The sequence below is a fragment of the Shimazuella kribbensis DSM 45090 genome (assembly GCF_000428065.1).
GTDB classification, from domain to species: domain Bacteria; phylum Bacillota; class Bacilli; order Thermoactinomycetales; family Thermoactinomycetaceae; genus Shimazuella; species Shimazuella kribbensis.
In genome coordinates, this window is the sequence record NZ_KE386618.1 from 50,888 (window position 1) to 73,625 (window position 22,738).

General features: G+C 37.8%; 37 protein-coding genes. 9 read left to right on the forward strand and 28 right to left on the reverse strand.

Going from position 1 to position 22,738, the window contains the following annotated elements; all coding sequences use genetic code 11:
* Window positions 1-470 precede the first annotated feature (470 nt).
* From A3GQ_RS25275 to A3GQ_RS27495, 4 genes are all read right to left on the reverse strand, one after another.
* On the reverse strand, window positions 471-1,028 hold the full coding sequence (locus A3GQ_RS25275; protein ID WP_051272218.1) for a DUF5710 domain-containing protein: 558 nt from the start codon (window positions 1,026-1,028) through the stop codon (window positions 471-473).
* 27 nt (window positions 1,029-1,055) lie between these two features.
* Window positions 1,056-2,039, reverse strand: a complete 984-nt coding sequence (locus A3GQ_RS0121360) for a hypothetical protein (protein ID WP_028778757.1) — start codon at window positions 2,037-2,039, stop codon at window positions 1,056-1,058.
* 263 nt (window positions 2,040-2,302) lie between these two features.
* Window positions 2,303-2,698 (reverse strand): hypothetical protein, encoded by a 396-nt coding sequence (locus A3GQ_RS0121365; protein WP_028778758.1) that lies wholly within the window; start codon window positions 2,696-2,698, stop codon window positions 2,303-2,305.
* Between the two features lie 115 nt (window positions 2,699-2,813).
* Window positions 2,814-2,987 carry a hypothetical protein gene (locus A3GQ_RS27495; protein ID WP_156877883.1) on the reverse strand — a complete coding sequence of 58 codons (174 nt, stop codon included), beginning with the start codon at window positions 2,985-2,987 and terminating at the stop codon, window positions 2,814-2,816.
* A 126-nt stretch (window positions 2,988-3,113) separates the two neighbouring features.
* Between A3GQ_RS27495 and A3GQ_RS0121375 the strand changes: the two genes are divergently transcribed.
* Both A3GQ_RS0121375 and A3GQ_RS0121380 read left to right on the forward strand, forming a co-directional pair.
* Entirely contained in the window at window positions 3,114-3,353 is a 240-nt protein-coding gene (locus A3GQ_RS0121375; protein ID WP_028778759.1) for a hypothetical protein, read from the forward strand.
* Window positions 3,350-3,538 carry a hypothetical protein gene (locus A3GQ_RS0121380; protein WP_028778760.1) on the forward strand — a complete coding sequence of 63 codons (189 nt, stop codon included), beginning with the start codon at window positions 3,350-3,352 and terminating at the stop codon, window positions 3,536-3,538. The genes A3GQ_RS0121375 and A3GQ_RS0121380 overlap by 4 nt, the downstream gene beginning before the upstream one ends.
* Before the next feature lie 261 nt (window positions 3,539-3,799).
* Here the strand turns inward: A3GQ_RS0121380 and A3GQ_RS0121385 are convergent, their stop codons facing one another.
* The 15 genes from A3GQ_RS0121385 to A3GQ_RS0121455 form a co-directional block, all read right to left on the reverse strand.
* Window positions 3,800-4,291, reverse strand: coding sequence for a GNAT family N-acetyltransferase (locus A3GQ_RS0121385; protein ID WP_028778761.1), 492 nt, complete (start codon window positions 4,289-4,291; stop codon window positions 3,800-3,802).
* A 49-nt stretch (window positions 4,292-4,340) separates the two neighbouring features.
* Window positions 4,341-4,700, reverse strand: a complete 360-nt coding sequence (locus tag A3GQ_RS0121390; RefSeq protein WP_028778762.1) for a helix-turn-helix transcriptional regulator — start codon at window positions 4,698-4,700, stop codon at window positions 4,341-4,343.
* 71 nt (window positions 4,701-4,771) lie between these two features.
* The gene (locus A3GQ_RS0121395) at window positions 4,772-6,043 is read right to left on the reverse strand and encodes an MFS transporter (RefSeq protein WP_028778763.1); all 1,272 of its coding nucleotides are present in this window, start codon (window positions 6,041-6,043) and stop codon (window positions 4,772-4,774) included.
* 9 nt (window positions 6,044-6,052) lie between these two features.
* Window positions 6,053-8,827: a type 2 lanthipeptide synthetase LanM family protein gene (locus tag A3GQ_RS0121400; RefSeq protein WP_028778764.1), complete on the reverse strand. Its 2,775-nt coding sequence runs from the start codon at window positions 8,825-8,827 to the stop codon at window positions 6,053-6,055.
* 70 nt (window positions 8,828-8,897) lie between these two features.
* Entirely contained in the window at window positions 8,898-9,032 is a 135-nt protein-coding gene (locus tag A3GQ_RS28300) for a hypothetical protein (protein WP_281170853.1), read from the reverse strand.
* A gap of 205 nt (window positions 9,033-9,237) precedes the next feature.
* Window positions 9,238-9,480 carry a hypothetical protein gene (locus A3GQ_RS0121410; RefSeq protein ID WP_028778765.1) on the reverse strand — a complete coding sequence of 81 codons (243 nt, stop codon included), beginning with the start codon at window positions 9,478-9,480 and terminating at the stop codon, window positions 9,238-9,240.
* Window positions 9,477-9,797, reverse strand: coding sequence for a hypothetical protein (locus A3GQ_RS0121415; RefSeq protein ID WP_028778766.1), 321 nt, complete (start codon window positions 9,795-9,797; stop codon window positions 9,477-9,479). The genes A3GQ_RS0121410 and A3GQ_RS0121415 overlap by 4 nt, the downstream gene beginning before the upstream one ends.
* Window positions 9,794-10,060, reverse strand: coding sequence for a hypothetical protein (locus tag A3GQ_RS0121420; RefSeq protein ID WP_028778767.1), 267 nt, complete (start codon window positions 10,058-10,060; stop codon window positions 9,794-9,796). The genes A3GQ_RS0121415 and A3GQ_RS0121420 overlap by 4 nt, the downstream gene beginning before the upstream one ends.
* Window positions 10,057-10,287 (reverse strand): hypothetical protein, encoded by a 231-nt coding sequence (locus tag A3GQ_RS0121425; protein ID WP_028778768.1) that lies wholly within the window; start codon window positions 10,285-10,287, stop codon window positions 10,057-10,059. Before A3GQ_RS0121425 ends, A3GQ_RS0121420 begins: the two co-directional genes overlap by 4 nt.
* Entirely contained in the window at window positions 10,284-10,571 is a 288-nt protein-coding gene (locus A3GQ_RS0121430; protein ID WP_028778769.1) for a hypothetical protein, read from the reverse strand. The genes A3GQ_RS0121425 and A3GQ_RS0121430 overlap by 4 nt, the downstream gene beginning before the upstream one ends.
* A 105-nt stretch (window positions 10,572-10,676) precedes the next feature.
* Window positions 10,677-10,910: a hypothetical protein gene (locus A3GQ_RS0121435; protein ID WP_028778770.1), complete on the reverse strand. Its 234-nt coding sequence runs from the start codon at window positions 10,908-10,910 to the stop codon at window positions 10,677-10,679.
* A gap of 4 nt (window positions 10,911-10,914) precedes the next feature.
* A complete protein-coding gene (gene dnaI / locus A3GQ_RS0121440) occupies window positions 10,915-11,844 on the reverse strand; it encodes a primosomal protein DnaI (RefSeq protein ID WP_028778771.1) in 930 nt (309 codons plus the stop codon).
* Window positions 11,841-12,653: a hypothetical protein gene (locus A3GQ_RS25910; RefSeq protein ID WP_169818323.1), complete on the reverse strand. Its 813-nt coding sequence runs from the start codon at window positions 12,651-12,653 to the stop codon at window positions 11,841-11,843. The genes dnaI and A3GQ_RS25910 overlap by 4 nt, the downstream gene beginning before the upstream one ends.
* Window positions 12,654-13,105: 452 nt before the next feature.
* On the reverse strand, window positions 13,106-13,246 hold the full coding sequence (locus A3GQ_RS27500; RefSeq protein ID WP_169818324.1) for a hypothetical protein: 141 nt from the start codon (window positions 13,244-13,246) through the stop codon (window positions 13,106-13,108).
* 161 nt (window positions 13,247-13,407) lie between these two features.
* Window positions 13,408-13,602, reverse strand: coding sequence for a helix-turn-helix domain-containing protein (locus A3GQ_RS0121455; protein ID WP_028778772.1), 195 nt, complete (start codon window positions 13,600-13,602; stop codon window positions 13,408-13,410).
* 96 nt (window positions 13,603-13,698) lie between these two features.
* Here A3GQ_RS0121455 and A3GQ_RS0121460 point away from each other — a divergent pair, with 96 nt between their 5' ends.
* The 6 genes from A3GQ_RS0121460 to A3GQ_RS0121485 all read left to right on the forward strand — a co-directional run bounded on the left by A3GQ_RS0121460 (window position 13,699) and on the right by A3GQ_RS0121485 (window position 16,132).
* A complete protein-coding gene (locus A3GQ_RS0121460; protein WP_028778773.1) occupies window positions 13,699-14,001 on the forward strand; it encodes a helix-turn-helix domain-containing protein in 303 nt (100 codons plus the stop codon).
* Window positions 14,002-14,162: 161 nt separating this feature from the next.
* Window positions 14,163-14,543, forward strand: a complete 381-nt coding sequence (locus A3GQ_RS0121465; protein ID WP_028778774.1) for a hypothetical protein — start codon at window positions 14,163-14,165, stop codon at window positions 14,541-14,543.
* A gap of 78 nt (window positions 14,544-14,621) precedes the next feature.
* A complete protein-coding gene (locus A3GQ_RS0121470) occupies window positions 14,622-15,212 on the forward strand; it encodes a hypothetical protein (RefSeq protein ID WP_028778775.1) in 591 nt (196 codons plus the stop codon).
* Between the two features lie 14 nt (window positions 15,213-15,226).
* Entirely contained in the window at window positions 15,227-15,487 is a 261-nt protein-coding gene (locus A3GQ_RS25285; protein WP_051272224.1) for a tetratricopeptide repeat protein, read from the forward strand.
* Between the two features lie 10 nt (window positions 15,488-15,497).
* The gene (locus A3GQ_RS28305) at window positions 15,498-15,626 is read left to right on the forward strand and encodes a hypothetical protein (RefSeq protein ID WP_281170854.1); all 129 of its coding nucleotides are present in this window, start codon (window positions 15,498-15,500) and stop codon (window positions 15,624-15,626) included.
* A gap of 212 nt (window positions 15,627-15,838) precedes the next feature.
* Window positions 15,839-16,132 (forward strand): hypothetical protein, encoded by a 294-nt coding sequence (locus A3GQ_RS0121485; protein ID WP_028778776.1) that lies wholly within the window; start codon window positions 15,839-15,841, stop codon window positions 16,130-16,132.
* An 18-nt stretch (window positions 16,133-16,150) separates the two neighbouring features.
* Here A3GQ_RS0121485 and A3GQ_RS27505 read toward each other — a convergent pair whose 3' ends face one another.
* From A3GQ_RS27505 to A3GQ_RS27510, 3 genes are all read right to left on the reverse strand, one after another.
* Window positions 16,151-16,300 (reverse strand): hypothetical protein, encoded by a 150-nt coding sequence (locus tag A3GQ_RS27505; protein WP_156877886.1) that lies wholly within the window; start codon window positions 16,298-16,300, stop codon window positions 16,151-16,153.
* Between the two features lie 92 nt (window positions 16,301-16,392).
* The gene (locus A3GQ_RS0121495) at window positions 16,393-16,830 is read right to left on the reverse strand and encodes a hypothetical protein (protein ID WP_028778777.1); all 438 of its coding nucleotides are present in this window, start codon (window positions 16,828-16,830) and stop codon (window positions 16,393-16,395) included.
* A gap of 5 nt (window positions 16,831-16,835) precedes the next feature.
* Window positions 16,836-17,006 (reverse strand): hypothetical protein, encoded by a 171-nt coding sequence (locus tag A3GQ_RS27510; RefSeq protein WP_156877887.1) that lies wholly within the window; start codon window positions 17,004-17,006, stop codon window positions 16,836-16,838.
* 534 nt (window positions 17,007-17,540) lie between these two features.
* Here A3GQ_RS27510 and A3GQ_RS27515 point away from each other — a divergent pair.
* Window positions 17,541-17,690: a hypothetical protein gene (locus A3GQ_RS27515; RefSeq protein WP_156877888.1), complete on the forward strand. Its 150-nt coding sequence runs from the start codon at window positions 17,541-17,543 to the stop codon at window positions 17,688-17,690.
* Between the two features lie 44 nt (window positions 17,691-17,734).
* On the opposite strand, the gene A3GQ_RS0121515 is transcribed toward A3GQ_RS27515, so the two are convergent.
* The 6 genes from A3GQ_RS0121515 to A3GQ_RS0121545 form a co-directional block, all read right to left on the reverse strand.
* Window positions 17,735-18,136, reverse strand: a complete 402-nt coding sequence (locus tag A3GQ_RS0121515; protein WP_028778778.1) for a hypothetical protein — start codon at window positions 18,134-18,136, stop codon at window positions 17,735-17,737.
* 205 nt (window positions 18,137-18,341) lie between these two features.
* On the reverse strand, window positions 18,342-19,265 hold the full coding sequence (locus A3GQ_RS25915; protein ID WP_051272227.1) for a replication-relaxation family protein: 924 nt from the start codon (window positions 19,263-19,265) through the stop codon (window positions 18,342-18,344).
* Window positions 19,199-21,712, reverse strand: a complete 2,514-nt coding sequence (locus A3GQ_RS0121530) for a type IV secretory system conjugative DNA transfer family protein (protein ID WP_028778780.1) — start codon at window positions 21,710-21,712, stop codon at window positions 19,199-19,201. The genes A3GQ_RS25915 and A3GQ_RS0121530 overlap by 67 nt, the downstream gene beginning before the upstream one ends.
* Window positions 21,713-21,754: 42 nt before the next feature.
* A complete protein-coding gene (locus tag A3GQ_RS27520; protein WP_156877889.1) occupies window positions 21,755-21,901 on the reverse strand; it encodes a hypothetical protein in 147 nt (48 codons plus the stop codon).
* Window positions 21,889-22,155 carry a hypothetical protein gene (locus A3GQ_RS0121540; protein WP_028778781.1) on the reverse strand — a complete coding sequence of 89 codons (267 nt, stop codon included), beginning with the start codon at window positions 22,153-22,155 and terminating at the stop codon, window positions 21,889-21,891. The genes A3GQ_RS27520 and A3GQ_RS0121540 overlap by 13 nt, the downstream gene beginning before the upstream one ends.
* A 3-nt stretch (window positions 22,156-22,158) precedes the next feature.
* Window positions 22,159-22,446, reverse strand: a complete 288-nt coding sequence (locus tag A3GQ_RS0121545; protein ID WP_028778782.1) for a hypothetical protein — start codon at window positions 22,444-22,446, stop codon at window positions 22,159-22,161.
* Window positions 22,447-22,738: the final 292 nt, after the last annotated feature.

Here is a 22,738-nt window from a genome sequence, read left to right on the forward strand (position 1 = left end):
TAACTATCTCCCTTCTGATTTTGATATCCCCTCACTTATCAATTAAATTATGCGTGTTTATCCTTTTTAAAATAAGTCCTCTTTCACGACTTTGTTCCCTTTTATTATTTTGTATCTCTTCGTAATTTTGAAATCTTCATATATTAAACTCAAAGGAACATTTGCAATGGATCGAAATGGTTTATTTACTTTATATAGGGGGTCGTCCGAGATAAGTCCAAAAACGGCACGATAGATAGAAAAAATTGTAAACATCAGTAATGATAAGGGTTTGTAGCTCATGTGTTCAGAAAGATATGAGTTTCTGAACAAAGACAATCAAACTTCAAAATTAACTTTATTTTCCATTTTGTGTGTTCAGTTACTCTGTTCAATATTCAATGACCACTTAATACGGTCACATCAGTTTACTGAACACAGCAACTTACATTATTTGTAATCTATCATGCCGCTTTTGGAGTTATCTCGGATTAGCCCCTATATATTGTAATGCGCTCAACTTCATCTTTGGTCACTGGACAGAAGGCATTTCCAGGTTCACAATGCAGAAAAAAATCACCTTGTTTTGCTTTGCAATTCTCACAATGATTCATATAATACCGACTTCTGGCAAATTTACTATAATCATTGGAGTATGATCCAGTGACTACTTCCATTGCCTCTAATGCTTCTGGATTCAGAAACTCCACACCCTCAATAATGGTTGGTAGATCATTCTGCATCCAGAATACTTTATCATCATGTACATGAATTGAATCGTATTCCTCTAGATAGAAAGAGTAAACTCTAGTATTCTTTTTGCATTTCCAACAGCTTTGAACAGACTTAGCAATAAAAAACTCATTACTTTTGATGGTTGGATCATTTTCTTCTAATTCTATATGCACAATCCACCTCAAAAATGGTTCTAAATCAGAGATAACTTCCATATCCAAATACCAAACTTTATTTTCTCCATCCCAACGCGCCCCAAGTTGTTTTGCCTGATCCTTTTGCACGTATGGAACTTTTAAATCGATTCTATTCAATCAGTACAACTCCTTGTTGTTTTTTCTTCAACGCTCGATATAACAATCATGGATATCTGGATATTTTAATTGGGTAACTTCTTCTAAAAATAACTCAATCAAATCACGATCATAGTCTTCTCTCATTTCATTTCGTTTCCCACTCAAATAAAGTAAGGTACTTATGATACAAGGCATGCCCAAATGTTTTACATACTCACTTGATTCTGTTTTTGCACGACAAACAAACCGACCTAACCATCCAGGGGCTTCATCAGATAAAGAAAGATGATGTGCTTCCTCTGCATATGGATCTACTTTGTATTTTTTTGAGATTTCTGTTTCTAGAAAGTAAGTAAGTGCCTCATTCGCATAATGCTTCACTTTTTTCTGATAGGCTTGAAAATACCAAGCATTTTCTTCTATGTGTGGGCTGAAATCGGGATCTAAGTAACGCATTCTATCTTTATCCCAATTCATTTCTATTTCTCCCCAACCTTCTAATTTATGCGCTTCTGGAAAGACTCTCACAAGTCGAATATGTTCTTCGGGAATATCAAAGGGGAGTATATAGGGGAATAAGGATCGGCGAACATTTTCAAAGACTTGTTCCACAAAATTGGCAAAAGCAATTTTTTTAGCAAATGAGATAATCGTAATCGTCTTTCCAACCTCTATATCTTCTTTTCTTCCAATGTGCACCTCGTTCATAACGGGTTTCAAAGGGACATATCCATCTTCATAACGATGCTTAATATTCGTCAAATAAAAACCTTCAAATTGATGAACACCCGCAACTCGTTTAATTTGATCCTGATAAGCTTGTAAATCTTGCTCTTCTTTTCTTTTTTTGTCTCTTTGAATGTTGTCTGGAAAAAGAAAGGAAGAAGATCGAATATGATTTTCCTTTAAGAATCGTTTTCTTTGATTCCAAGGAGAAACCATCGGATAATTCTCTTGTATTTCTTTTTCTAATTTACTTACTTCTTTTTTATGTCCAGTTAGACGGACATAAACACGCTTATCATCCATCGTAATCCTCCTAGATTTCTTTTTATATCATCTATTATTTTCTTTCTAAAATCAGGAAATCCTGTGCTATCTGCAAGGAAAAAAGCGATCGTACGACCGCCTTTTTCCTTAAATATTAATATTATTTGTCCCACGGATTTTTTCTTGATGTCCCAGTTTAATGAACTGAGGATCTATTCTTAAATACCTTCATCCACAAATATATGGTTGTATGTCAAAGTGACTGCTCAAATATGTGTACCTAGTTCAAAAATACAACCAGACTAGTATATGATTTTGTAACTAACATTTGTATTTCTTGAATGATCACTTGTTTTAAAAAGCACACGATAATAGGCTTCTTGTATACCTCCATTGTACTCACGCTTCCATGTAACGGAACTCTCTTCCCACATCCAACATGGAATCTCTGCATTACCTACTGTTTTCCAACTTCCTCCTGATAACCGTTGAAGGTATGCCTTAGGACGAGCTACAGCATCACAGGCTGTTTCTAATTTTATGGAGTACAAAGGATGAGCTAAAAATGATTTAGTACCTTGTTGGGTTTTAAAGGATAAATTTCCTTTGACAGCAGCGGCATATACACTATTAGCATTGAACAAAGTAAAAGCCAATACCAATATAGGAAGTACATATACATATTTGATTTTCTTCATATTCATCAACCTCCTACAAATATTCCCATTCTATATAATTATAAATATTCACTATTTTAATTTCAATCAATTAGAAATAATAGAATTAAATGAGAATGAAATCGAGGTAATGAAACTATCTCAAGCCTAGAAAAAAATTGCCCAGTTTCGTAAAGAAACTTGATATCGACACTGTTTTTTGATCCATAAGTGTTTTTACTGGCTGGCTTTTTGGATCAAACCATCCATAACCACCCATAAGTTCTTCATGCTGTTTGGCATCTGTCCAACCACTTTTCAACCAAGACATTTGGGACATCTCTCCTCTTATATTAATTTGCATGAAATTCAGATTGATAGATTCGAGATTTGAAGGTGATTATCCTTTTTTTGACGAATTTGTATAAATCACGGAATAAAGAAGGGAGGGAAAGATATGAAAATAAGTGATGAACTAATGGTGTTATTGTATTGCCATCAGTTGGAAAGCAAAAAAGAGTCGTTGTACCCTCATAACCTTGAGAATATAGGGTTCACCAAAGGGGAAACAGCCTATCTCATTGAACGACTGGAGAAAAAGGATCTCATTTCAAATGCAGGTTTCTTTTCAGATCACTATGAGTTAACAGGGAAAGGGGAAAAGCTGGTCCGAGAAATGGAGAAATTAATATCATGACTCAAAATGAATGGAGAATCTTGCAGTACTGTTACCAGTTAGATAAAGACAAGTCACTATATCTGCACCATTTTAAAAAAATCGGACTACCACTACATGCAAAAGAAATTTCCTATCTAGTGAAAGAGTTAGAATTAAAAGGATTTCTAGAAAGGAAAGGTCTCTTTGTTAAACATATAATCTAACAGAAAAAGGGAAGGATGCTGTTCAAGCTTGGAAAGCAAGGATAGAAGCAGAGGCATCCTTCGAAAAAATATCCCCTGTTCCAACGCAATGGAGTCAGAGACAAGAAAAAACCATTGAGATTACTTTTACGAAAGAGCAGGAAATGGAAAGAGATAGGTAATAAGGAAAGGATAATCCATGTTTGATTGATGTAATCATAAAAAGCCGAGGATTTTCTTATCTTCGGCTTCATTTGTTACTTTGATTTTTGATATCATACCTCATGAGGACAATTCAAATTTATTTATCACTGTACCTTTCATCCTAACCACTTTTCCATCCACTTCTAACCCCACTTCTTTCATTCCATTTTTTTTATAAAATGCTATTGCCTGCTGATTCATTGGAGAAACTCTTAAATGGTATTCTTTTACCCCCTTTGAATTGAAAAATTTCATGGCATATTCATCAAGATATTTTCCATAGCCTTTTCCTCTGTATGATGGAATTAAATAATATAGATTTACATATCCGATATCTTCATCTTTATATTTCATAATCTGTAACTCAAGTTGTCCAACATACTGGTTCAAGTGTTTCACTAAAACAAACCCTTCTGGATAGCATTCGGAGCATTTTTGAACCCACTCAACGTACTCTTTATCCTCACCAAAATTATCATCGTTACCAAAACTTACTCGAAACGAATCACGTCGAAACGCAATAATAAGATTCTTATGTTCACTAGAGTTAATCTTTTCAAACTGAAACATAGCGATTTCCCTCCCACTTTATATTTGGTTTGTGTGAAAGACTGGTCTACTATGATGTGTTCTTATTCATATAATCCTTGATTTGTGCTCTAGACCAAACTGGTCGTTTCCCAATAAGTCCAATCGGTTCGGGAAATTTACCTCGATTCCGATAGGTTGTGATCTTCTGTTTCGACCAACCAAATTCTTCTACAATATCGGTTAATCCCAAAAGAAAAGAAACGTCAAAATCCAATTGGTGATCATAACTTACATCACTTATCACATTCAAAATGTTTGTTGCTTCCATTACATAATCACAGTTTAATTCTTTTTGTATGTATGATTTATCATTGTTTTTGGAATAAGTAATATCTTCTATTCTAGAAATCTTATTTTCATTGGCGTTTAACCACACTGCATAAAACATATAAAAATCTCCTGTTCTTTTTCTTATAAGAATAACAAAAGAATAGGAGATGCAAAGGAGTATTTTTGTTTTCACTTGCTATGTTGTCTACTAGGAAACTGAATAACCTTGTAAGCCAATAAAAATGCCAAAAGTAACAGTATCCCCAACGAACAATACAGTAAGTTTGTTTTTAAATGAGTAGTGACGATCCCAAATATGAAAAAACCAACTGGTGCGGCAAAATAGCTAATAAAACGCCTTAGACCAAACGCTCTGCCTTGCATGTTAGGAGGTATTTGTGTCTGCCACGTCACGTAAAATTGATCCCGTAATATAGTTTGAGACAATACAGCAAGAAACACGATAATCGCACTCCATATAACACTTGTTGTTAATCCGAAAAAGAAAAGCATGATCCCACAAATAAAATAACTGACAAGAAAAGTTTGTCGCGAATACCAAGCCTTCCAAGATAGAAGAAGTCCCGCGATAGTTGCACCCGCAAAAGAAACCGTTTCGAGCATAGCAATGGAATACGTCTCGCTCCATCCCAACTGTTCTCGATCTGGTGCAAGGCTTTCTTTTACGAGTAATGGATAAAGAATTTCAGAGGAGAAACTGAAAATCACCACAAATTCAAAAAATAACATCCATAAAAATAGTGGCTTCCTTTTTACAAACTCTATTCCAGTGAGTAGTTCTCTCTTAAATCCAAGAGACTCTTTTTTATCTTTTTCTTCTTGTTTCGGCGAAGGAATATCAATAAGAAATAGGCTTGTCCCACTTGCAAAAAACGTCAATGTATCAAGGAGTAATATACTAGGTGCTTGATTTACCTTGAAAACAGAAAACAAGACGGCGGTTAGAAATGGAGCCAAAAAAGCAGTCGCTGTGAACATCGTGGACATCATTCCGTTGGCTCGTATAAGATCCTTCCCTTTAAGTAACATCACATAGGATGAAGATAGTGAAATGGAGTGAACTGCATTTAGAATCGACATAACTGAGATAATAGGAAAAGAAAGCCATAATGTAGTGTTAGTTGGCAAAGTCCAAAAGCATACCAACAAAAGAAAAAGAAGCATTCCCTGTCCAATATCCATTAGCATCATCGTTTTTTTCCGATCCCATCGATCAGTCCACACTCCTATAAAAGGAGAAAGTAAGATTCCTGGCAATACCGATGCAAGGCCAATACCAGTAAGAGATAAAGCTAAAGATTCTTTGTCATTTGGATAAACATTTTGAGTTAACCAAAAAAGAAGTGCATAGTTGGACAATGCACTCCCTAATGCTGATAACCCTTGCGATATCCACACAATTAAAAATGTTCTCCAACCCTTTTTATTATATATTGTCATTTTTCTACCTCATTCTAATACCAGTACGCATGGGACGGATTCTGGTGATAGCAAACGCAAAATCCCATATCCAATCCCAGACAGCCCCACCATCAATCCTGGTGTTTTTACATGTTGTGGAGTTCCACATAACCAACCATGTTGTTTTAGGCTGTCTCCTACATAGCTTTTCATATTTTCTATTTGTTCTTTTGTATAACTATCCTCTAAAAACTCACTTGCTAAAAGGAGAAAATCCAAGTTCCCCATGTCCCCATGACATAAGGAATGATCATAGCCAAATCCATTTGCAAGCGTTGTTTTGACGGCAATCTTTAATTCCTCCAGTAGTACTCGATCCTTCCATATGGAAATCATCTTCGAACGAGATACCCCAATTCCAGCAGCTCCTGTACACCATTGAACTGCATAGTTTACTTTTTTGTTACCCCGTAAATCTATCCAATTCTGTTTTATTGAGCTGAATTGACTTCTTTCATACTTTAAGGATTGGAGTGCTGCACTTTTAAAACGATTGTCACCAGTCCATTTATACAGCTCTCTAAGTCCTAAAGAGAAACCCGATGCACCATGCGCCATACCAGTTAAAGGGACAGCGCTCTCCGTAATCCAACCAATACCATCATCTATCCATTTTGAGCTTTCTAATAGATGTTCTCCATATTGTTTCGACAGAGATAGAATGTATTCTTCTTTCGTTTCCTCATATAGCCGAAGGAGAACAGGTATTACACCTGATGATCCACCGATCCAATCTAAGTCTTGATCTTTGATAGGTGACTCCAAATTCTTTGCAATATCTAGTGCTCTTTTCAACAAAATGGGATCATTCCATAATTTCGAGAGCTTTACATACACATAGATAACACCACTCCACCCCGAAAAAGCACCTATTGGATATGCATCATTTGTGACTTTAAACTTAACCCAAACCTCATCACATATGGTCTTCGCTACTTGCGTAAAACGATTTTCTTGTGATAATGCCCCTAGGTGTCCTAAAAACAGTGCAATCCCAGCTAACCCATCATAAAGATCATGATTGAGTTTATCTAGTCTCCATCCTGATTGGGCTTGCTTCAGTCCAATCCAATCTTTCCGAAACCGATAGGTATGAATAAGATAATCGCCAATTTCCATTGCTGTATCCATCCAATTCGAATGTGATACATTTTGATGTGATGGAATAACAGACACTCTCTCTTTCTCCCTCTTATTCGAATGTAAGGAAGACAAAGAGGCTTCAATGACCCAAGACTCCTGTGTCATATTTTCCTTGGTAAGAGACTGGATTTTTTCTATTACTTGATGGAATGGGCTAACAGGTAAATAATTCTTTCTTTCATCACCATTATCATTCCAGATACTTCGAGATGCTGGATGTGTATGAAAGTAGGGAACATCACCAAACTGTAAACTCTGCTGTTCCCAATCCACAACTTCACTTAAAAAAGCATGCTTGCTTGTAGCAACTCTCAAATGAATACGAAAGAAAGATTTCCAATCTTCTTTGCTGCTAAGGAGTTTGGGATGATTCGAATCCCTTAACAAAAGACCATATGTCCTAGTAGATCGCAGCACAACACGTATGGGATCAAAACGAAAAATCTCCAGAAACGTAATCAATTCCTCTTTCTTTTCAAGTAGAAAAAGATACATCCGTTCAAATCCTTGGATAAACGCTTCTGAGAAATCATTAGCAGATACAGGTGAACCATTCAACATGGGTCGATTTTCCGACCGAAGCAATTGTGCTTCTTTAAACCCTAGTCGCATTGTATCTTTTCCTTCGTCTTCCCAGTACATCATTAAATCCGGCAATATTTGTCCTTCTTCTCCACCCAAACCACTGATATCCACCCCATCATCTGTCTGATCTTTCTTCCACGTTTTAGTGGGAACCAATCCAGTGCGAACGACCGATAAATCAAATGGATTTTTCTCCTCTATTCGAGGTTGAAATAAAGACTCCAGATCAACAATAACGGGATGTTTTCCAACCGCAAAAAGATTTTCACTATGCATATCCGTGCCATCCAAAGCATGCAAAACGGTCAATAATCCTCCTACATGCTCATAGAAATATGTGATTTCTTCCGTTGAATGACACGTTTTTTGCTCAACTATTTCAACCCATCCATGATCCTTACTGCTGATTACTCTCATCGTCTTATAATCAAATGAACTTCTGTCATTTATCCAATTCAACAAATGTTGAAAGTGTTTTTCTACTTCCACGGAACGAGGTTTGAAAATAATCGAAACACTAGGTTCAAATGTTAATTTGGCTACTGTTTTACCAGCGTTATGCGAATCACCTAACCCCAATTGAATGTGATTCCATTTTCCTAAGAAGCTGTCCTTCCCAAACTCCCTACCAATTTGATCCCAATCCGCTGATAATGCATCCATCAATGAGCAGACAGCACTTCGCCAACTGGTTAGCATGGTCCGTAATTGTTGCTGTAAGACCGGATACTTGTTCCAAAATTCATCCTTCTGTTCAGACAACTGACCACAAAAATAATCAAATCTTATTTGAGGTGTATGTCCTTTCAATTGATTTTCTACCCGTTGACGATTGAGTTCGAGCACCAACGCTTTCCCCACTAGAACAAATGCTTTTTTCTCTATATCCTGTGTAAAACTTGTTAACAATGTGTCCAGATCCACAGAGGGTAAACGTTGCAGTTTCCTTTTTATATGTGCAATTTCCTCCTTCAACTCATGGTCAATAAAACCTAGCATTTTAAATCTTGATCCTTTTTGTATAAATTTTCTCATTACTATCACTCCTTACAGATATAAAAAAAGTCCTGACATCGACGAGCTAGATGTCAGGACTTACAAAGAATTAGCAGCGACAATTGGAAGTCATTTTGGAAGCAGGGCTATCATCAGCAGCCACTATCATTTCTCTTTCTGTAACTTGGATATCTCCAATTACCTCATCCATCAAAGATTTCTCTTTTTCATTGTAAATGGTCATAATCAGAACCACCTTTCTTATTATTTGTGCTACTTAATAATAAAAAAACAGTTCCAAAAGTACATTAATCATACAATAGTCGTTGATCACTCTATATTTTGTATTACTAAGTAACACAATTACATTATATGCTTTTTTCCATCTTTTGTATACCTTTTTTCAAAAAAACGAAACACTAATTTACCTGATACTTAATCAATCTCTCCTAGATGAATTTTGTAATCTCTTCTTTGTATCTCCGTTTTATAAACTCCACTTGTTCTCGCCGAACAACGTTTTGGAATAAATCGTTCAACTCTCTTCTATTTGCGTGATCTAAGTTCACAGGTGGATCATACAAAAATGTAATCCCACCACATCCGCTACTGTTGATAAACCTTACATATACGCCTTCCTTTGATCCGCATAGAATTTCTTGATCATAGCGACGGTACATAATCAACTTCATGATTCGTCACCCTTCTCAACAAAACGATCCAATCTAACCCAGCCCGAAGCGCCACGTTTGAGAATCCAATACTGTCCATCCGGCTCACGACGTAGCGCGGAATCAAAAAATTGTTCATCATCCTTTTTAATCTCAATGGCTGATGTCAAAATATCATCAGCAAGTCGTTTAGCACATCCGCAATGAAGCCCTTGTTTCCCACACTCTGGACACTTTGTATGATCATCGACATCGGAACTCCAAAAAAGATCCTCAAGTTTCTTCCATCGTTCAAACTTCTTCGCATCTATGGAAATCTGTATACGTTTCTTTTTCATTGTTCATCTCTCCCTTTATCGACCAATGTTGATCCTTGAAACTCCAGATACTCCTTTGTTTCTAAGTCCCATACTGTCCAGCCTAATTCCTCAATATCGTCGATATCATAGTCATCATCGTAGTCATCTACATCTATTTTTCTTTCGATATCTGCTTTCACAATTTCAGCGAAACGTTCCAACGTTCTGGCGCTTCCTTCTCCATCAGATACGATCACATTGTCATAATCCCAAACTTGATAGCCGTACTTTGCATTTCTCATGATGCGTCTCCCTTTCTCTTCTCTTCTAAATCCCTCAAGAATTCAAAGAAGTTATCTCTTTCCTTATTGGTCATTTTCCGAGCACGAAATGTTACATATACAGTTCCATGAAGCTCCTCTATTCTTTCGATAATGGTGATCTTGAATCCATCATCACCATCTCGAAAGATGTTTCCTTTTTCTACAATGTCGTTGGTTTCCAATCTTCGCACGAATTTCTTTGTCATAAAGCTTCCCCCTTGATTTGCTTCTTGATTTGATCTTGCACCAGTCGAGCCAAGAACCAAAGTTGTCGTTCTTCCACACTAAGCCCTTGCGCCATTCTTTTCTCCATTTGTACTCTCTGGGTTTTTGTGAAAACAATCTTTCCTGCTTCTAAATCGTGCGCTAGGTCATTCCCATTGATTACATCAATCCAAGCATACTCTCTTAAATCATCTATCAATCCAAAGCGCTTACACTCTCCAATAACTTGCTTTGCAAAATATCTACAATAGATGCTTGCTCTCATTCTGTTCACTCTCCTTGATTTTGCCCACTGTTTCCCGTACAATGGGCATTGATAATTGAATTTTCCAAAATCCGTGTCCAGCTAACCTCTGCGAAAGGTTGGCTTTTATTTTTGTCCTCGATTCCCCATGATGCCACCCTCACGTTGATCGATGTAACCCTTCTCCGCTTGGTCCATCACCAGACACATGATCTCTATTGCATGCCTGTCCAACTCCCTTCCGATGAAATCAATACCAAATCCTTTCTTCCACAACTTGCGGAACTCTCGAATCTGCCGATCTGTCCACACAAAGTTGTATTCTGATAAAGCTGTATACTCGTGGCTCTCTTGCAACATGGGGTTAGACTGCCCCCAATCTTCTGTTGTGACCTAGAACTTGTACAGGCTTGGTATAGTGACGAATCCTTTCCATGATCCGGCCAGCCTTTAATGGTTCCCTTGGTCCCTTTGATGTATAGGATAAATGTGTTTCCAGCTCGTCCAGAGTTAGATTTGATGTGAATATGGTAGGTAATCGATCTGCCATGCGATGCTGCAAAACATTTCCTAGGAAATCGTCCCTAGACCATTGAGATAGTGTTTCAGCACCAATATCATCTAAGATCAATACCTTTACCTGCTTGATATCCTCTATCAATTCGTTGGTAGTACCTTCTTTGAATGTTGCATAGACCGCTTGGATGAAATCAGGGACATAAGCCATATAAGAATCAATCCCTATTTCTGATAGGTGATTCATCAACGCTCCTGCCAGGTAACTCTTACCTGTGCCAAATGATCCATGTAAGTACAATCCGGTCGCGGGTAATTCATCTTTGAATTTTCTTGAATAACCTATCACCTCTGTAATAGCCTGCATCCTCGCCTCATCCATCTGGATGCTCTGGAAAGTCGCTTCCAATACATCCTTTGGAATCTTATGACTTTTAATCAGACGTTTGCGCCGTTGTTGGGATTCGTACATTTCTAACATCCGACATTTCTTCATCTGTAGATCAATGAAACCGCCATATTCTACAAGTTGGGAACAATGCCCCTCAACCATATTCGGACAAGTTTCTAAACCTTTACATCCACTACACTGTTCTTGATCCTTTATGTACTGCTTTAGTTTTGGGATGGAGCGTTTCAAAGTGGATGCTGTAACCTCTGGATATTCTTTTTGAAAATCACATATCAGAGGGTGCTTCATTATCTTCAACCAGTTATCTTGATAGGATTGTATCTTATCTTGAAACAAAACTTGTGCTTCGGATCCCAAATGCTTCATGCTAAGTCCTCCCTGTGTATGCCCATATCTTCAAGCATTTCTTTGAGTTTCGCTCGTTGCTTGGATACTTCTTCTGGTGATGGCTCAGGCTCTTTTATCCCTTGTCGCTCCCGTTCTTCTCGTTCCATCTGCTCGCGAATGGCTATTGGTAATTTGCTATCAGGTGTATTGTTGGATGTTTTCTTCTGCTGTTTAAGCTGGTTCCATTCCTTTTGTTTTTGTTTGTACTCCTTCTGAGAAATGATGGAAGTAATACAATAATTGAATGAGAAAACTGTGTTATTTTGTTTGGCTGCTGTCAGAAAGGCATAGTTAATGCCATCAAAGATTTCTTCTCTAGTGAATTTATTTTCATTCACCATGTTTGTTATTGAGCGAATATCGTTATCATGTGGTGGCAATTCAGGATCTTCACCCTTCCTAGCTTGATACTCCCTTTCGATTTCCTCTATCAACTTCATGTTGCTTGCTTGTTTTGCTTCGTCTTCTTCTAATTCTTCTAAAAAGGATTTCGGAGATTCGTTATTATTATTAGTTAATTTATTTAAGTTGTTTTCATTATTAACATTATTGTTTGTGTGCATCGCTGTCGCATCACTGTCGCATTGCTGTCGCTTTTTATTCTCTTCCAACTGTGAAACCTCTTGATATTCCTGATTTAAAACCGTCGCATCACTGTCGCTTTTTTGGGGTTCTTTTTGTTCATTTTGATTTTCGGGGTGTCGCTTTTTAGAATTATCTTTTTGGTAAAAGTCATAGTTTATAACAGTTACGAGCGATTTTTTAGTGTCGCTTTGGATTATTGCCATATGTTCTGCTTCCAATAAATCGAAAAAATTCTTTACCTTATTGTTTGACCATCCCCAACGATTGCAAAGTTTTCTAATTGAGGTGACACGTTGACCACGTTTGACACTAACCAGTTCATCTCGAAATATTTCCTTAGAGTCTGAATGGTTCACGAGTAACAGAAGATCAACCCACGCCTCGAACTTGGAAAACTTTCTTTTCTCTGTAAACAACCAATGATTTTGTAATGATCTATGTAGGCTGATCCATCCGTTACCACTCATTTACTTCACCTCGTGATTTGTATGATAGGATAAGGGAAACTTGTAGCCCCCTTACTTTTTAATATTGGAGAGGGGACAAGCCCTCATTTATGCTGTTGTTTGATCTTGCTTGACTTTAGTGCTACTGAAATGAAACTCATATCGACTAACTATTTTTGGAATTTATCTGACGGACTAGAGCAGCAACCCTAGGCCCAGTGACATAGATCAGCATATTTATATATCTGATTACCAGTTCTTCCTTCTCTGCTTTTTTTAGGCGTTGTCATTGACCCTTGTACATCAATAAGTGCAGGAAGTAAGTTCTCAACGCTTTCGCTGAATTTCATTGGTGTATCTTCTCCTTTGTGCTCCATCGTGCTACAATGGGCTTATCGTTTTGTTGGTTTTGTGCTCTCCTAGGTGCTCGTAACACCTTGTGAGAGCTTTACTAATACTTGAATATCCGCAACTAGGCTAGAAGCTTAATTTCAAATAATAGATATTTCGTTCACCTTCTTTCACCTAAGATCAAAGAAAGTGATACATTTAGAGAATCGGCTAACACACATAATGTTTTTAATGTTGGTTGCCGACTGCCAGATTCGATTTGACTCAAATATGACTGTGATAACCTAGTTATCTCTGCTAATTGTTTTTGTGTTATCTGCTTCTTTTTACGGATTTCTTTAATAGCTAGTGACATAGTGTTTCACCTCCTTGTTTATATTATATTGCTATTAGCAATATTTATCAAGGGATGTTATTGCTATTTGTAATTTTTTTTTTGGAGAGATTACTTATGAATGTTGGACAACGTATTCGTAAACTAAGAAAAATAAATGGTTTGACTATCAAAGAATTAGCTGACAAAGTCAATGTTTCTCAGCCCTATCTATCACAAATTGAACGGGACGATAAATCAGCATCTGTTGATCTACTTGCTAAAGTGTGTCATGTTTTTGAGATTTCATTATCAGAGTTCTTTAATGATGAATCAGAACTAACCCCTGAACTTCACAACTGGATCCAGGCAGGTAAAAAATTATCTTCTGAACAAAGAAAATTACTACTTCAAACGATAGATGGATTGATTGAGAAATAATAAAGAAAACCAAGAAGTGAGAGGACTAACAAATCCTTCTCTCTTCTTGGTTTTAAAATAGTGGTATGTCAGTCTTAGGTGTAGCAGTCATCACTAGCAAAAGGGAAATCCATCAAATAGCTCGAATATTGTATAATAAGGCTTGTAGAAGGAGCAATTTTATGAGTGATAACGATAATTTAAAGCAAATAATGCGATTACTCCTAGAAGAAATTCAAGGTGTAAAAGAATCTATTAAACATCTCCCCACAAGAGAAGAATTACTGGCAGTACAACAAACTGCCGTAACAGTGGAAGATAAATCGGAAACCGGCTACGTATTATTAAATTCTCAACATGCACGGTTAGAGAATAAGCTAAACGAAATATCATCTAAAATGGTTGATAGAACTGAGTTTAACGAGCATACTACAATGGTAACAGAAGGATTCCAGACAACCGCAGATACCTTGCAAGAAATCTATATATTAAATAAATCATTGGCCGATAAAGTTAACGATTTGGATGACGATGTAAAAGACTTACAACGAAAAATAGGATAACAGAAACCACCTCCAGTACATGCAAGAGGTGGTTTTCTTATTGAAGGGAAAACATGATTTATATCTAACTTGTACATCATGAGTACACTATATGATATTGATGCCTTTTTTAAAGGATATAAACCTGCAATACTCTACAACTATAACAGTGAATGGGGTAGGCACGAAGAAGACAAGGAAGCACAACTCCATAAATATCCGAGTATAAACGCTTTCGTACACGAAATGGATCAGGTTATTTATTTTCAATCAAAGGAGCTTAGGAACAGCTTTCAAAAGAAGATAGATGGTATTCAACCAGATACATCAGCTTTTTACAAGGAACTAGGTCTAATACTGGGATTCCCGCCAAAAGCAGTGCAATTTTATTGTGATTGGCTAGTAAATGAATCATTAAAATGGGAACGTGTATCACTTGAATATTGTGGAATATGTTGCGTTGGTGCGATTCAAGACATCAAGGAAAATACAAAATGGTTGTGGGAGCTACCAATTCCAGAAGAGGAGGAAAAAGGCATTAAAATATCATTTACTACTAGAACACCAGTCGTTTCTTATTACATCGAATATAACAAAACTGAATATCTACAAACAGCATTAGAAGAAATACAATGGATCGCAGACAAAAGAAAAAGGCTAGAATCAGAGGAAAAACCCTCCAAGATATAAGGTAGGTACATACCATGAATCAAATCGAACTCTTACATCAGGCGGCATCAAATGGAAACACTGATGCTATGTGGGAACTGGGAACCCGATATTTAGAGGGGAATCAGTTGACGCAGGATGCACATGAAGGGGAAAGATGGTTGAGAAATGCGGCAGAGATGGGAGATGTCGCCTCCATGCGAGCTTTAGGATGGAGGTATCTCCGAGGTGATGGATTAACTCAGAACATCGAAGAGGGCAACAGGTGGTTGAAAAAAGCTAGGGAAATGAAATAAGGGAAGCCCTATGTTGGGCTTTTTTATTCAGAAATGGTATAATATTACTGACAATTCGGGAGGTGTTAGCATGTTAGAAAGCGATCCACCAGGTTACTTAGGAGATCCAGAAGGGAAAAACGGTGGTGATCCAACATGACCTTTGATACTGACCCACCAGGGATAAGATCAAATTTCGCCGAACCACCTCCATCTACCCCTAATAGTTAGTTAATTGATATAGAAAAGGCTGCCAATATGGTAGCCTTTTATTCGTAGAACTTTTACGCAATATAAATCGTATCAAATTTGATACCGGTTATTGTGCGATTGTTTGGTATACTCATCCCAAGAAGTATAGGGAGGGTTTCCATGAGCTTCACCAAACGTCGTATATTATCAATGTGGGGGCAGGAAAAGAAGCGATTACAGTACTTGTTACCAATGTGCGAAAATCATATTGATACACTAACACTCGGTTATCAAATGATTGGGCGCATGAAACCGATCTTGGAGCAGGGGTACAATGAGGATCATCCAAGTGATCACCCCTACATGCTAGATATCTTGGATTGGATGGAAGCCAACGGTTGGAATGAAATGTACTTAGAATTTAAAGCATTGTCAAATCAAGTTGATGAATACATAGAAGCTCACCAAGGATAATCCCTGATGAGCTTCTTTTTATTTCTTACCTTTATTCCCCATGTCAATAGCGCGCTGAATTTCACGATCATGTTCTCTTTTTTCCTTCTTTATTTGTTCTTCACTTTTATAATTAGAATGGAACAATCCAGCTCCATGTTCTTTCTTCGCTTTTTCCCAATTACTCATTACAATTATCCCCTTTTCGAGGAATCCGACACGTGGTACACTCTAATTGTCTAGATCAGAGGAGTCCCACGCGGATTCCTTTTTTATTTAATTTACCAACCTTTTTTAAACCAGCATGCAATGTCGTTCAGTTCATCGGAATCATATAAATCATAACTATCTGCTCCACCCGTCATGCTGAAAGTGTATTTCCCGATATTGGTATCTAAGTGTACATGTTTTACTGCATCTAATTGACTTGCTTGTATTGCCTGAATTGCAGAAACTAATATTTTTGCCATGGAATCAGGAAGTTCATAATAAACGGTGTAAGGTTCATTAGAATAAAATAATCGTTCTTCATTCATCATAAAATGATTAGGTTTCATACGTATAACAAGATTTGCCTTGCGATTGGATTTTTGAGAATCCATAATTTCATAAGGGATAATTTTTTTATTGAAAAGTCGTTGGTACTCTTCGTTCAATTCAGTTATTTCATGAAGAATGTTGTCTGCTTCTCGTAAATTTTGGAAATATTGATGATACATCTCCGTTACAACTTCTCTTTAATTTTTTCTATTTTACTGTTAAGCTCTTTCAGTTCGACCTCATGGCCGCTCATAATTTCATCACGCTCTCTTCCTGTCCACCATTGTTGAGTTTGTTCCATTTCTTTTTCTACCTCTTTCACTCTTGCTTCCAATCTTCTTAGATCATTTTCCATTTTCATTCTCTCCTTAGATGTAATTTTGGAGGGGAAACCTCCACAGAGCTTACAAGCATGTTATAGGCTCTGTGGAAGGAACGGAAGATCCGTTCTTCCCTCTTAGTACTCTGCTGGTTCACGACGATTGCGCATGAGATTCACTCCTATCACTTGAAATTAGGATGTATTTATAAGCCAATCGGCTCGTAGTCTTCAAAGCGTTTCACTCGGGACACTCCTTTTCTGGAATCTCCCCCTGTGGTAGAATGAGATTGCGACTGCCCTTCTACCTTTGTGTAGGGGGCTTTTACTTTTTTAGCTTCTTTTCAAGCTCTTTAATTTCAGAACGTAAACTTGATATCTTAGAATCATCTAATCCTTTGACACATGACCCCAATTCTTGGTACAAACTTTGCAATTTGTCTTCTATGGACATTTGTTTCACCTCGTTTTGTCTACTTGTTAACATTATAACAAGTAGACAATTGTGCAGTCAACACTTTTCTGCTAAAATGTTAACATGTTATCAAGAAGACAAAGTGGGGGATGTATATGGGTAAGAAAATGATAAGTGTGCGAATAGATGAAGAAGACGCAAAGGATTTAAAGGCATTCTTAGCTAGAAAAGGCATGTCGCTACAGGATTTTTTATTGAATCATATTAATGCGTTTCTTTCAGAAGAAAGAGCAAAAGAAAAGTAAAAAAGACGCTCTCATGACAGATATTCACTGTCAGAGCGTCTTTTTTACTTTGGTGAAGGTAATCGCAATACACTTCTTATCCCTCGCACTACTCCATATCTAAGTCCTTTCTTTATCGCCAAAACCACAATTAAAACTAAGGGAATCACTACGACTATTGCGAAAGCTAATAGCAAACCGATTAGATAAGCGATTCCTACAAACCTCCAGAACAATGATTTTAATTTATCGAATTTGATTTCATATGTGCGGTTTTTGATATTAATGTGGATCTCTTTGTTATCAACTATAACTGATTCTTGAGTATTGTTTTTTTGTATCAGATTTTCGATGATTGGTGATAGGTTAAACAGTAAATAGATTACTACAACACATGTAGTTATTATGATGATCATTGCACCAGTTGATGCCGCGGATCGGTATAAGCTATCCAGATATTCGAACATGTTTCTCGTCTCCTCAAAGTAAAATTTTCGTGCCGCTGGTCAGGTAAGTGGAAAGATAATTAAATAGAAAAAAGAAGTGTAAAAATAGCTTGCAGCTGAAAGTGGCAACGAAATATGTGCTCAAATTATTGATTTATATGGGTCTATCCTTATTCGCTGGGGTATGTTAGCACCATCTCTTGCTAACATACCCGCTAACAGGGGGTCATACGTTTGATTTCCGCATGGTGTGTATGAATTTCTTGAGTTCATTAACGAAATCCGATTGCATACAAACCGTACTTTTGATCCCTCTTTTTGATAACAACTCTGGAAGGACGGGAAACCTTTTTTCCTCCTCCGTTACGAAAAACACATAAGGGAACTTGTTCTCACTTTTTAGACTGAGCGGACGTTGGTACCATGTCCGCCACTCCTGTATCCCTTTGTATTTGTCAAACTTCGCTTCGAGTTCTGGGAATTTCATTCGTTTTCGCAAATCCATCGAACCAGTATCATATTCAAAAAACGCTGTATATTTCTCCCCTGTGACCTGATCGCCCATAATACAAAACGCATCAGGGTTTAATCCGTTTGTTGGGTGTTGGATGATTTGCTTTCCACACTCGAAAACCCATGCTAGAACGTCTACTCTTAGGCTTTTCAAGGTTTCACGGGCAAGGATCTCCATATCATGAACCCGCAAGACGTGGTGAGCAGTTTTAGGGAGAATAGCTGATCCATTTTCGTACCTGATTCGTTCGTAGTGTTCTGCCCAGCCAACATACTGGCTGCCAATCCGTCCAATCGCTGCTACCATTGTCTTTTTTTCTGTGCCATCCCATCGCAAAATCTTCTTTTGAGCAGCTTTATCCACTAGGTAAACCTCGTGTAATTTGCTGATATCTCTCCTCAAAAGCATCTGACTTTGCGATTGATGTCCATAATCTGGATGTAAATACTCTAGCTGCTCAGCAGTGAGAATTCGATGTGTCTTCAACAGCTCTAAAATCTTTTCTCGGCGTGGAGTCAACTCCACATTTACTCTCGCCCAATCCAGATTAAACTCACTCTTAGGCAATCTTAGACGCTTATAATCCTGTCTAACTCGGCGGCTACTTCGTTTTGCGCTTGCGCTTGTTCCTGACATTTGATTTCCTCCTTCTTTTTCATAGCAGCACGTACCTCTTTCTTAGGTCGTCCATATTGATTTTTCTTAGCTCGGAATGCTTCCAAGGTTACAGAACGTCGTTTCTTGAATCGGACAGAAGCAGGTTCCATAAGTTTCGCTTGGAATACATGTGTTTTTTTCTTAATGTCCACTTTAAAAAGTCCGCAATAACTCAGCTTCATCAGATTATTGAAATCGGTGACGTTATAAGGACGGAACTCTTTTTCCAAGCTGGAAAACATATCATCCCCACCCTTAAGCATGATGTAGTTACCACTAGAATCTTTGATTGTGTCCTTGATTTCTTTATCCTTGATTGATGACCAACCATGAATAGTAAAAACGTATCTACCTCGGTACTTACGAGCTTCCTTGTGTACTGCTTCCAATACCAAGGGTACTACTCGATGTCCGAAAATCTGGTGCAACTCATCAACAATCACCAGAAACTCACGACGATCTTTTTTATTAATGATTTCGCGGGCTTCTGTCATATACCAAAGTTTCATCAGGTAATGAGCAAATAAGAAACTACGAAAGGACTTGTTAATTCTCTTTGGGATGTAGATAAGAACTAAGTAAGCCCCATTTTCGTCTCCGTTAAGCCAACGCCAAAAGTCCATTCCTTCTGTTGGTTCTTGTGATAGTGCATCAATCCATGGTTGTGTATTTTTAAGCCTAGATATGCGGTTATCAATGGTTTCTAACGCCTTGGGATCATCAAATATTTGATCCATTTTTCGTAATTCACCAGGTAAAAATACTTGGTCCTCACCTAAAAGAGAAATGATGTGATTTCGATAGTCTTGATCCTCAATAATCCGCATGGCATCAATGATGTTGCCTTTGCCAGCAAGATAAGATGCTTGCAGTGCCAACTTGAAATGCCGTTCTACTGCAATCGTTGATCCTTTATCCTTCAAGGAATCCATTAACATCTCGGTTTCCATGTTTGCAATTTCTTCTTCAAATCCATCTACTTTGTTGATGTTCAGGATGTCATGATTGGTGATTGGGATCGGATTCTCTAAGTCTGCATGATTCAAAATAATCACTCTATCAAGTAGCTCTTTTGGAACCAGCTCGTAGATTTCGCGTAGCATATCCCCATCAGCCACATCAATAACGACTGATGACCGTGAGTGCTTTTTCCATTCTTCCATGCTGGATGCTCCTAGACAGAAAGTATCTGCTACTTTATTGATGAGGTCTTGTGTTTTCCCTGACCCCTTCTTACCTGAGATAATGGTAGGGGTTCCCCTGTCATCCAAGTCCGTTTCCGTTGTAGCTCGTGGCAAGGAGATGATTTCCCCTGTATCCATCCGCCTTCCTAATGCCAACGATCCCGTTTCATAACCAATCGCATAGGGTGGGATCTCGGTCTTTTGTTCATGCTCGTAATAAAACAAATCGTCGATATCGTCTACACTTGGCAGATAGAGAAATTTGCTTAACTCTCGTTGGTATAAGCAGATTTGAGGAATATTTCCATACTGCAAGTGACCTTTTTGTACTCGGTTAAGATTAGGGTTAACAGGTACGACTTGTAGTTTATTTTCACCTTGCATCTCATCCATTAACTTTTGTAACTCCAATTGGAATCTTTGAGCTTTCTGTTCATCTTCTGTCCAAAGAATAAACAGTACCTCGGCCATCACATATAGATTCCCATCTGCGATCTTCCGCTTGGATACAGGGTGTTTCTCCCCCTTAATCCAACCTTTACGAGTGAAATTCCCTACAATATCGCTATAAATTTCTTGATGTTTTTCTTTTGTCTCTTCTTCCAAGTAACCATAGATTTGTTTGACACCAGAAACGGATATCCGTTTCATCCCATTCCAGATCATATCTTTGATGCTGTCAGGATCGATTCCAGCAAATCGTTTTCTTAGTTCCTTTTGCTTTCTTCCATGATCCTCTACCTCTTTCATCGTAAGGCTGTATAACAAGGAATCTTTTCCGACCAAGTGAAACAATCTTTTGATTTTTCCATAAAACTCTCGATCTAGTTCGATGGCAAAATGCTGTGGCAACCCTTTAATCGCAAAGGAATAGAGGTTTTCATGGGATAACTCGACGGTTTCAGAAGCAAAGCGACAACCTTGGATATCCGATTGCAAAGCACCAAGTAACTTTGTTTGTAATGCTTCCTCTTCTTTTGGAAAACCAAAGTAAGAATGAATCTTCCCATCCTTTTTGAATAGCTTCCAACTCACATTCGGAACATCGTTATAAAACGTTTCTCCATTGACAATTACCGTTTTCCCTGCATCCGCTTCCAGAAAAGGCTGATTCATTTTGGTAATCTCCTGAATGATTCGCTTAAAACTCTTCTCTTCTTGTTCCTTTTTGTTTCCTATGGACTCCAGTGGAACCACTGGGATCACCCGAAAGGAATCGTTTTTCACACGTCCATACTCCATTATTAACCCTCCTCAGAAAAAGAGGACTAACCCTAAAAAAAGTTAGTCCTTCTTGTACTCATAATGGTTTGTTTCTTCCGCTTCTATGGGCTTTGCCTTTGCCTGTTTGTTTTCCAGTAATTTATAGGCTACCACTACAATAGCTATTGCCACCATCGTAAAAAGGAATAAAGAAGTTAGTTGGTCCACTTTGACACCTCCTTCATGATGGCTGTCTCTACATCACCTGATGTTTCTTCTGGCAAGAGAGATTCAATAATCCCCATTGGCATACCAATCAATACGACAATGGAGATGCAAAAAGCAATCACACCTCGGATCATGACTTTCGCACCATTCTTCCAGCCCCGGTAAGCAGCCACTCCAAGCAAACAAAAGGTCGGCACTTGATAATAAATCAGGATGGTATCCGCCATGTATACGATTTTCAGCACCATATCCATGATCTAGTTTCCTTGGACTGATTTCACAGCTTCATCGGATACTTTCTCCGAAACTGCTTTGACAATTGATGTTACTGGCTTCACCAGTGATTTTCCTGTGTCTATTGCGATTCCACCTAATCCAGGGAGAATCCCAAAAAAGAAACAAACCACTAGAAATTGTTTGATTTCATCTTTGCATTCCTTGGCTTTTCCTCTCATGGCAGCTATCCCAAGTCTGAAAAGCACCACCACAGTTAGAAGCCCAATGATACTGTAGGCAACCCAAGATGCTATCCCACTAAAATCCATCTAAATCCCTCCTATTCCATTTTCAAAGTTCAATCTGACCATTAATCTTGATCTTTTTTGATTTCCGCCATGAGATCCATGAGGAGCATGATTATCATCAAAAAAATTGCTCCTAACATCGAAAAACAATAAATATCTACTCCTTCTCCCACTGTTTCCACCTACTTTCCTCTGATCCAACGTGGGATCAGGGATATGATTCTTTCTTTGATGCGTTCGTAAACTGGTTTTATTATGAATTCGTATAAGTTTTTAACTATTAAGACAATAGGGGCTACGATTAGAATTACTA

What these genes read in the sequence shown, in the direction of transcription:
- A3GQ_RS0121360 (WP_028778757.1), bottom strand. Translation starts at nt 2,039, where the DNA reads ATGGATGATAAGCGTGTTTATGTCCGTCTAACTGGACATAAAAAAGAA.
- A3GQ_RS0121365 (WP_028778758.1), bottom strand. Translation starts at nt 2,698, where the DNA reads ATGAAGAAAATCAAATATGTATATGTACTTCCTATATTGGTATTGGCT.
- A3GQ_RS27495 (WP_156877883.1), bottom strand. Translation starts at nt 2,987, where the DNA reads ATGTCTTGGTTGAAAAGTGGTTGGACAGATGCCAAACAGCATGAAGAA.
- A3GQ_RS0121375 (WP_028778759.1), top strand. Translation starts at nt 3,114, where the DNA reads ATGAAAATAAGTGATGAACTAATGGTGTTATTGTATTGCCATCAGTTG.
- A3GQ_RS0121380 (WP_028778760.1), top strand. Translation starts at nt 3,350, where the DNA reads ATGACTCAAAATGAATGGAGAATCTTGCAGTACTGTTACCAGTTAGAT.
- A3GQ_RS0121385 (WP_028778761.1), bottom strand. Translation starts at nt 4,291, where the DNA reads ATGTTTCAGTTTGAAAAGATTAACTCTAGTGAACATAAGAATCTTATT.
- A3GQ_RS0121390 (WP_028778762.1), bottom strand. Translation starts at nt 4,700, where the DNA reads ATGTTTTATGCAGTGTGGTTAAACGCCAATGAAAATAAGATTTCTAGA.
- A3GQ_RS0121395 (WP_028778763.1), bottom strand. Translation starts at nt 6,043, where the DNA reads ATGACAATATATAATAAAAAGGGTTGGAGAACATTTTTAATTGTGTGG.
- A3GQ_RS0121400 (WP_028778764.1), bottom strand. Translation starts at nt 8,827, where the DNA reads ATGAGAAAATTTATACAAAAAGGATCAAGATTTAAAATGCTAGGTTTT.
- A3GQ_RS28300 (WP_281170853.1), bottom strand. Translation starts at nt 9,032, where the DNA reads ATGACCATTTACAATGAAAAAGAGAAATCTTTGATGGATGAGGTAATT.
- A3GQ_RS0121410 (WP_028778765.1), bottom strand. Translation starts at nt 9,480, where the DNA reads ATGAAGTTGATTATGTACCGTCGCTATGATCAAGAAATTCTATGCGGA.
- A3GQ_RS0121415 (WP_028778766.1), bottom strand. Translation starts at nt 9,797, where the DNA reads ATGAAAAAGAAACGTATACAGATTTCCATAGATGCGAAGAAGTTTGAA.
- A3GQ_RS0121420 (WP_028778767.1), bottom strand. Translation starts at nt 10,060, where the DNA reads ATGAGAAATGCAAAGTACGGCTATCAAGTTTGGGATTATGACAATGTG.
- A3GQ_RS0121425 (WP_028778768.1), bottom strand. Translation starts at nt 10,287, where the DNA reads ATGACAAAGAAATTCGTGCGAAGATTGGAAACCAACGACATTGTAGAA.
- A3GQ_RS0121430 (WP_028778769.1), bottom strand. Translation starts at nt 10,571, where the DNA reads ATGAGAGCAAGCATCTATTGTAGATATTTTGCAAAGCAAGTTATTGGA.
- A3GQ_RS0121435 (WP_028778770.1), bottom strand. Translation starts at nt 10,910, where the DNA reads ATGTTGCAAGAGAGCCACGAGTATACAGCTTTATCAGAATACAACTTT.
- dnaI (WP_028778771.1), bottom strand. Translation starts at nt 11,844, where the DNA reads ATGAAGCATTTGGGATCCGAAGCACAAGTTTTGTTTCAAGATAAGATA.
- A3GQ_RS25910 (WP_169818323.1), bottom strand. Translation starts at nt 12,653, where the DNA reads ATGGCAATAATCCAAAGCGACACTAAAAAATCGCTCGTAACTGTTATA.
- A3GQ_RS27500 (WP_169818324.1), bottom strand. Translation starts at nt 13,246, where the DNA reads ATGAAATTCAGCGAAAGCGTTGAGAACTTACTTCCTGCACTTATTGAT.
- A3GQ_RS0121455 (WP_028778772.1), bottom strand. Translation starts at nt 13,602, where the DNA reads ATGTCACTAGCTATTAAAGAAATCCGTAAAAAGAAGCAGATAACACAA.
- A3GQ_RS0121460 (WP_028778773.1), top strand. Translation starts at nt 13,699, where the DNA reads ATGAATGTTGGACAACGTATTCGTAAACTAAGAAAAATAAATGGTTTG.
- A3GQ_RS0121465 (WP_028778774.1), top strand. Translation starts at nt 14,163, where the DNA reads ATGAGTGATAACGATAATTTAAAGCAAATAATGCGATTACTCCTAGAA.
- A3GQ_RS0121470 (WP_028778775.1), top strand. Translation starts at nt 14,622, where the DNA reads ATGAGTACACTATATGATATTGATGCCTTTTTTAAAGGATATAAACCT.
- A3GQ_RS25285 (WP_051272224.1), top strand. Translation starts at nt 15,227, where the DNA reads ATGAATCAAATCGAACTCTTACATCAGGCGGCATCAAATGGAAACACT.
- A3GQ_RS28305 (WP_281170854.1), top strand. Translation starts at nt 15,498, where the DNA reads ATGTTGGGCTTTTTTATTCAGAAATGGTATAATATTACTGACAATTCG.
- A3GQ_RS0121485 (WP_028778776.1), top strand. Translation starts at nt 15,839, where the DNA reads ATGAGCTTCACCAAACGTCGTATATTATCAATGTGGGGGCAGGAAAAG.
- A3GQ_RS27505 (WP_156877886.1), bottom strand. Translation starts at nt 16,300, where the DNA reads ATGAGTAATTGGGAAAAAGCGAAGAAAGAACATGGAGCTGGATTGTTC.
- A3GQ_RS0121495 (WP_028778777.1), bottom strand. Translation starts at nt 16,830, where the DNA reads ATGTATCATCAATATTTCCAAAATTTACGAGAAGCAGACAACATTCTT.
- A3GQ_RS27510 (WP_156877887.1), bottom strand. Translation starts at nt 17,006, where the DNA reads ATGGAAAATGATCTAAGAAGATTGGAAGCAAGAGTGAAAGAGGTAGAA.
- A3GQ_RS27515 (WP_156877888.1), top strand. Translation starts at nt 17,541, where the DNA reads ATGGGTAAGAAAATGATAAGTGTGCGAATAGATGAAGAAGACGCAAAG.
- A3GQ_RS0121515 (WP_028778778.1), bottom strand. Translation starts at nt 18,136, where the DNA reads ATGTTCGAATATCTGGATAGCTTATACCGATCCGCGGCATCAACTGGT.
- A3GQ_RS25915 (WP_051272227.1), bottom strand. Translation starts at nt 19,265, where the DNA reads ATGTCAGGAACAAGCGCAAGCGCAAAACGAAGTAGCCGCCGAGTTAGA.
- A3GQ_RS0121530 (WP_028778780.1), bottom strand. Translation starts at nt 21,712, where the DNA reads ATGGAGTATGGACGTGTGAAAAACGATTCCTTTCGGGTGATCCCAGTG.
- A3GQ_RS0121540 (WP_028778781.1), bottom strand. Translation starts at nt 22,155, where the DNA reads ATGGATATGGTGCTGAAAATCGTATACATGGCGGATACCATCCTGATT.
- A3GQ_RS0121545 (WP_028778782.1), bottom strand. Translation starts at nt 22,446, where the DNA reads ATGGATTTTAGTGGGATAGCATCTTGGGTTGCCTACAGTATCATTGGG.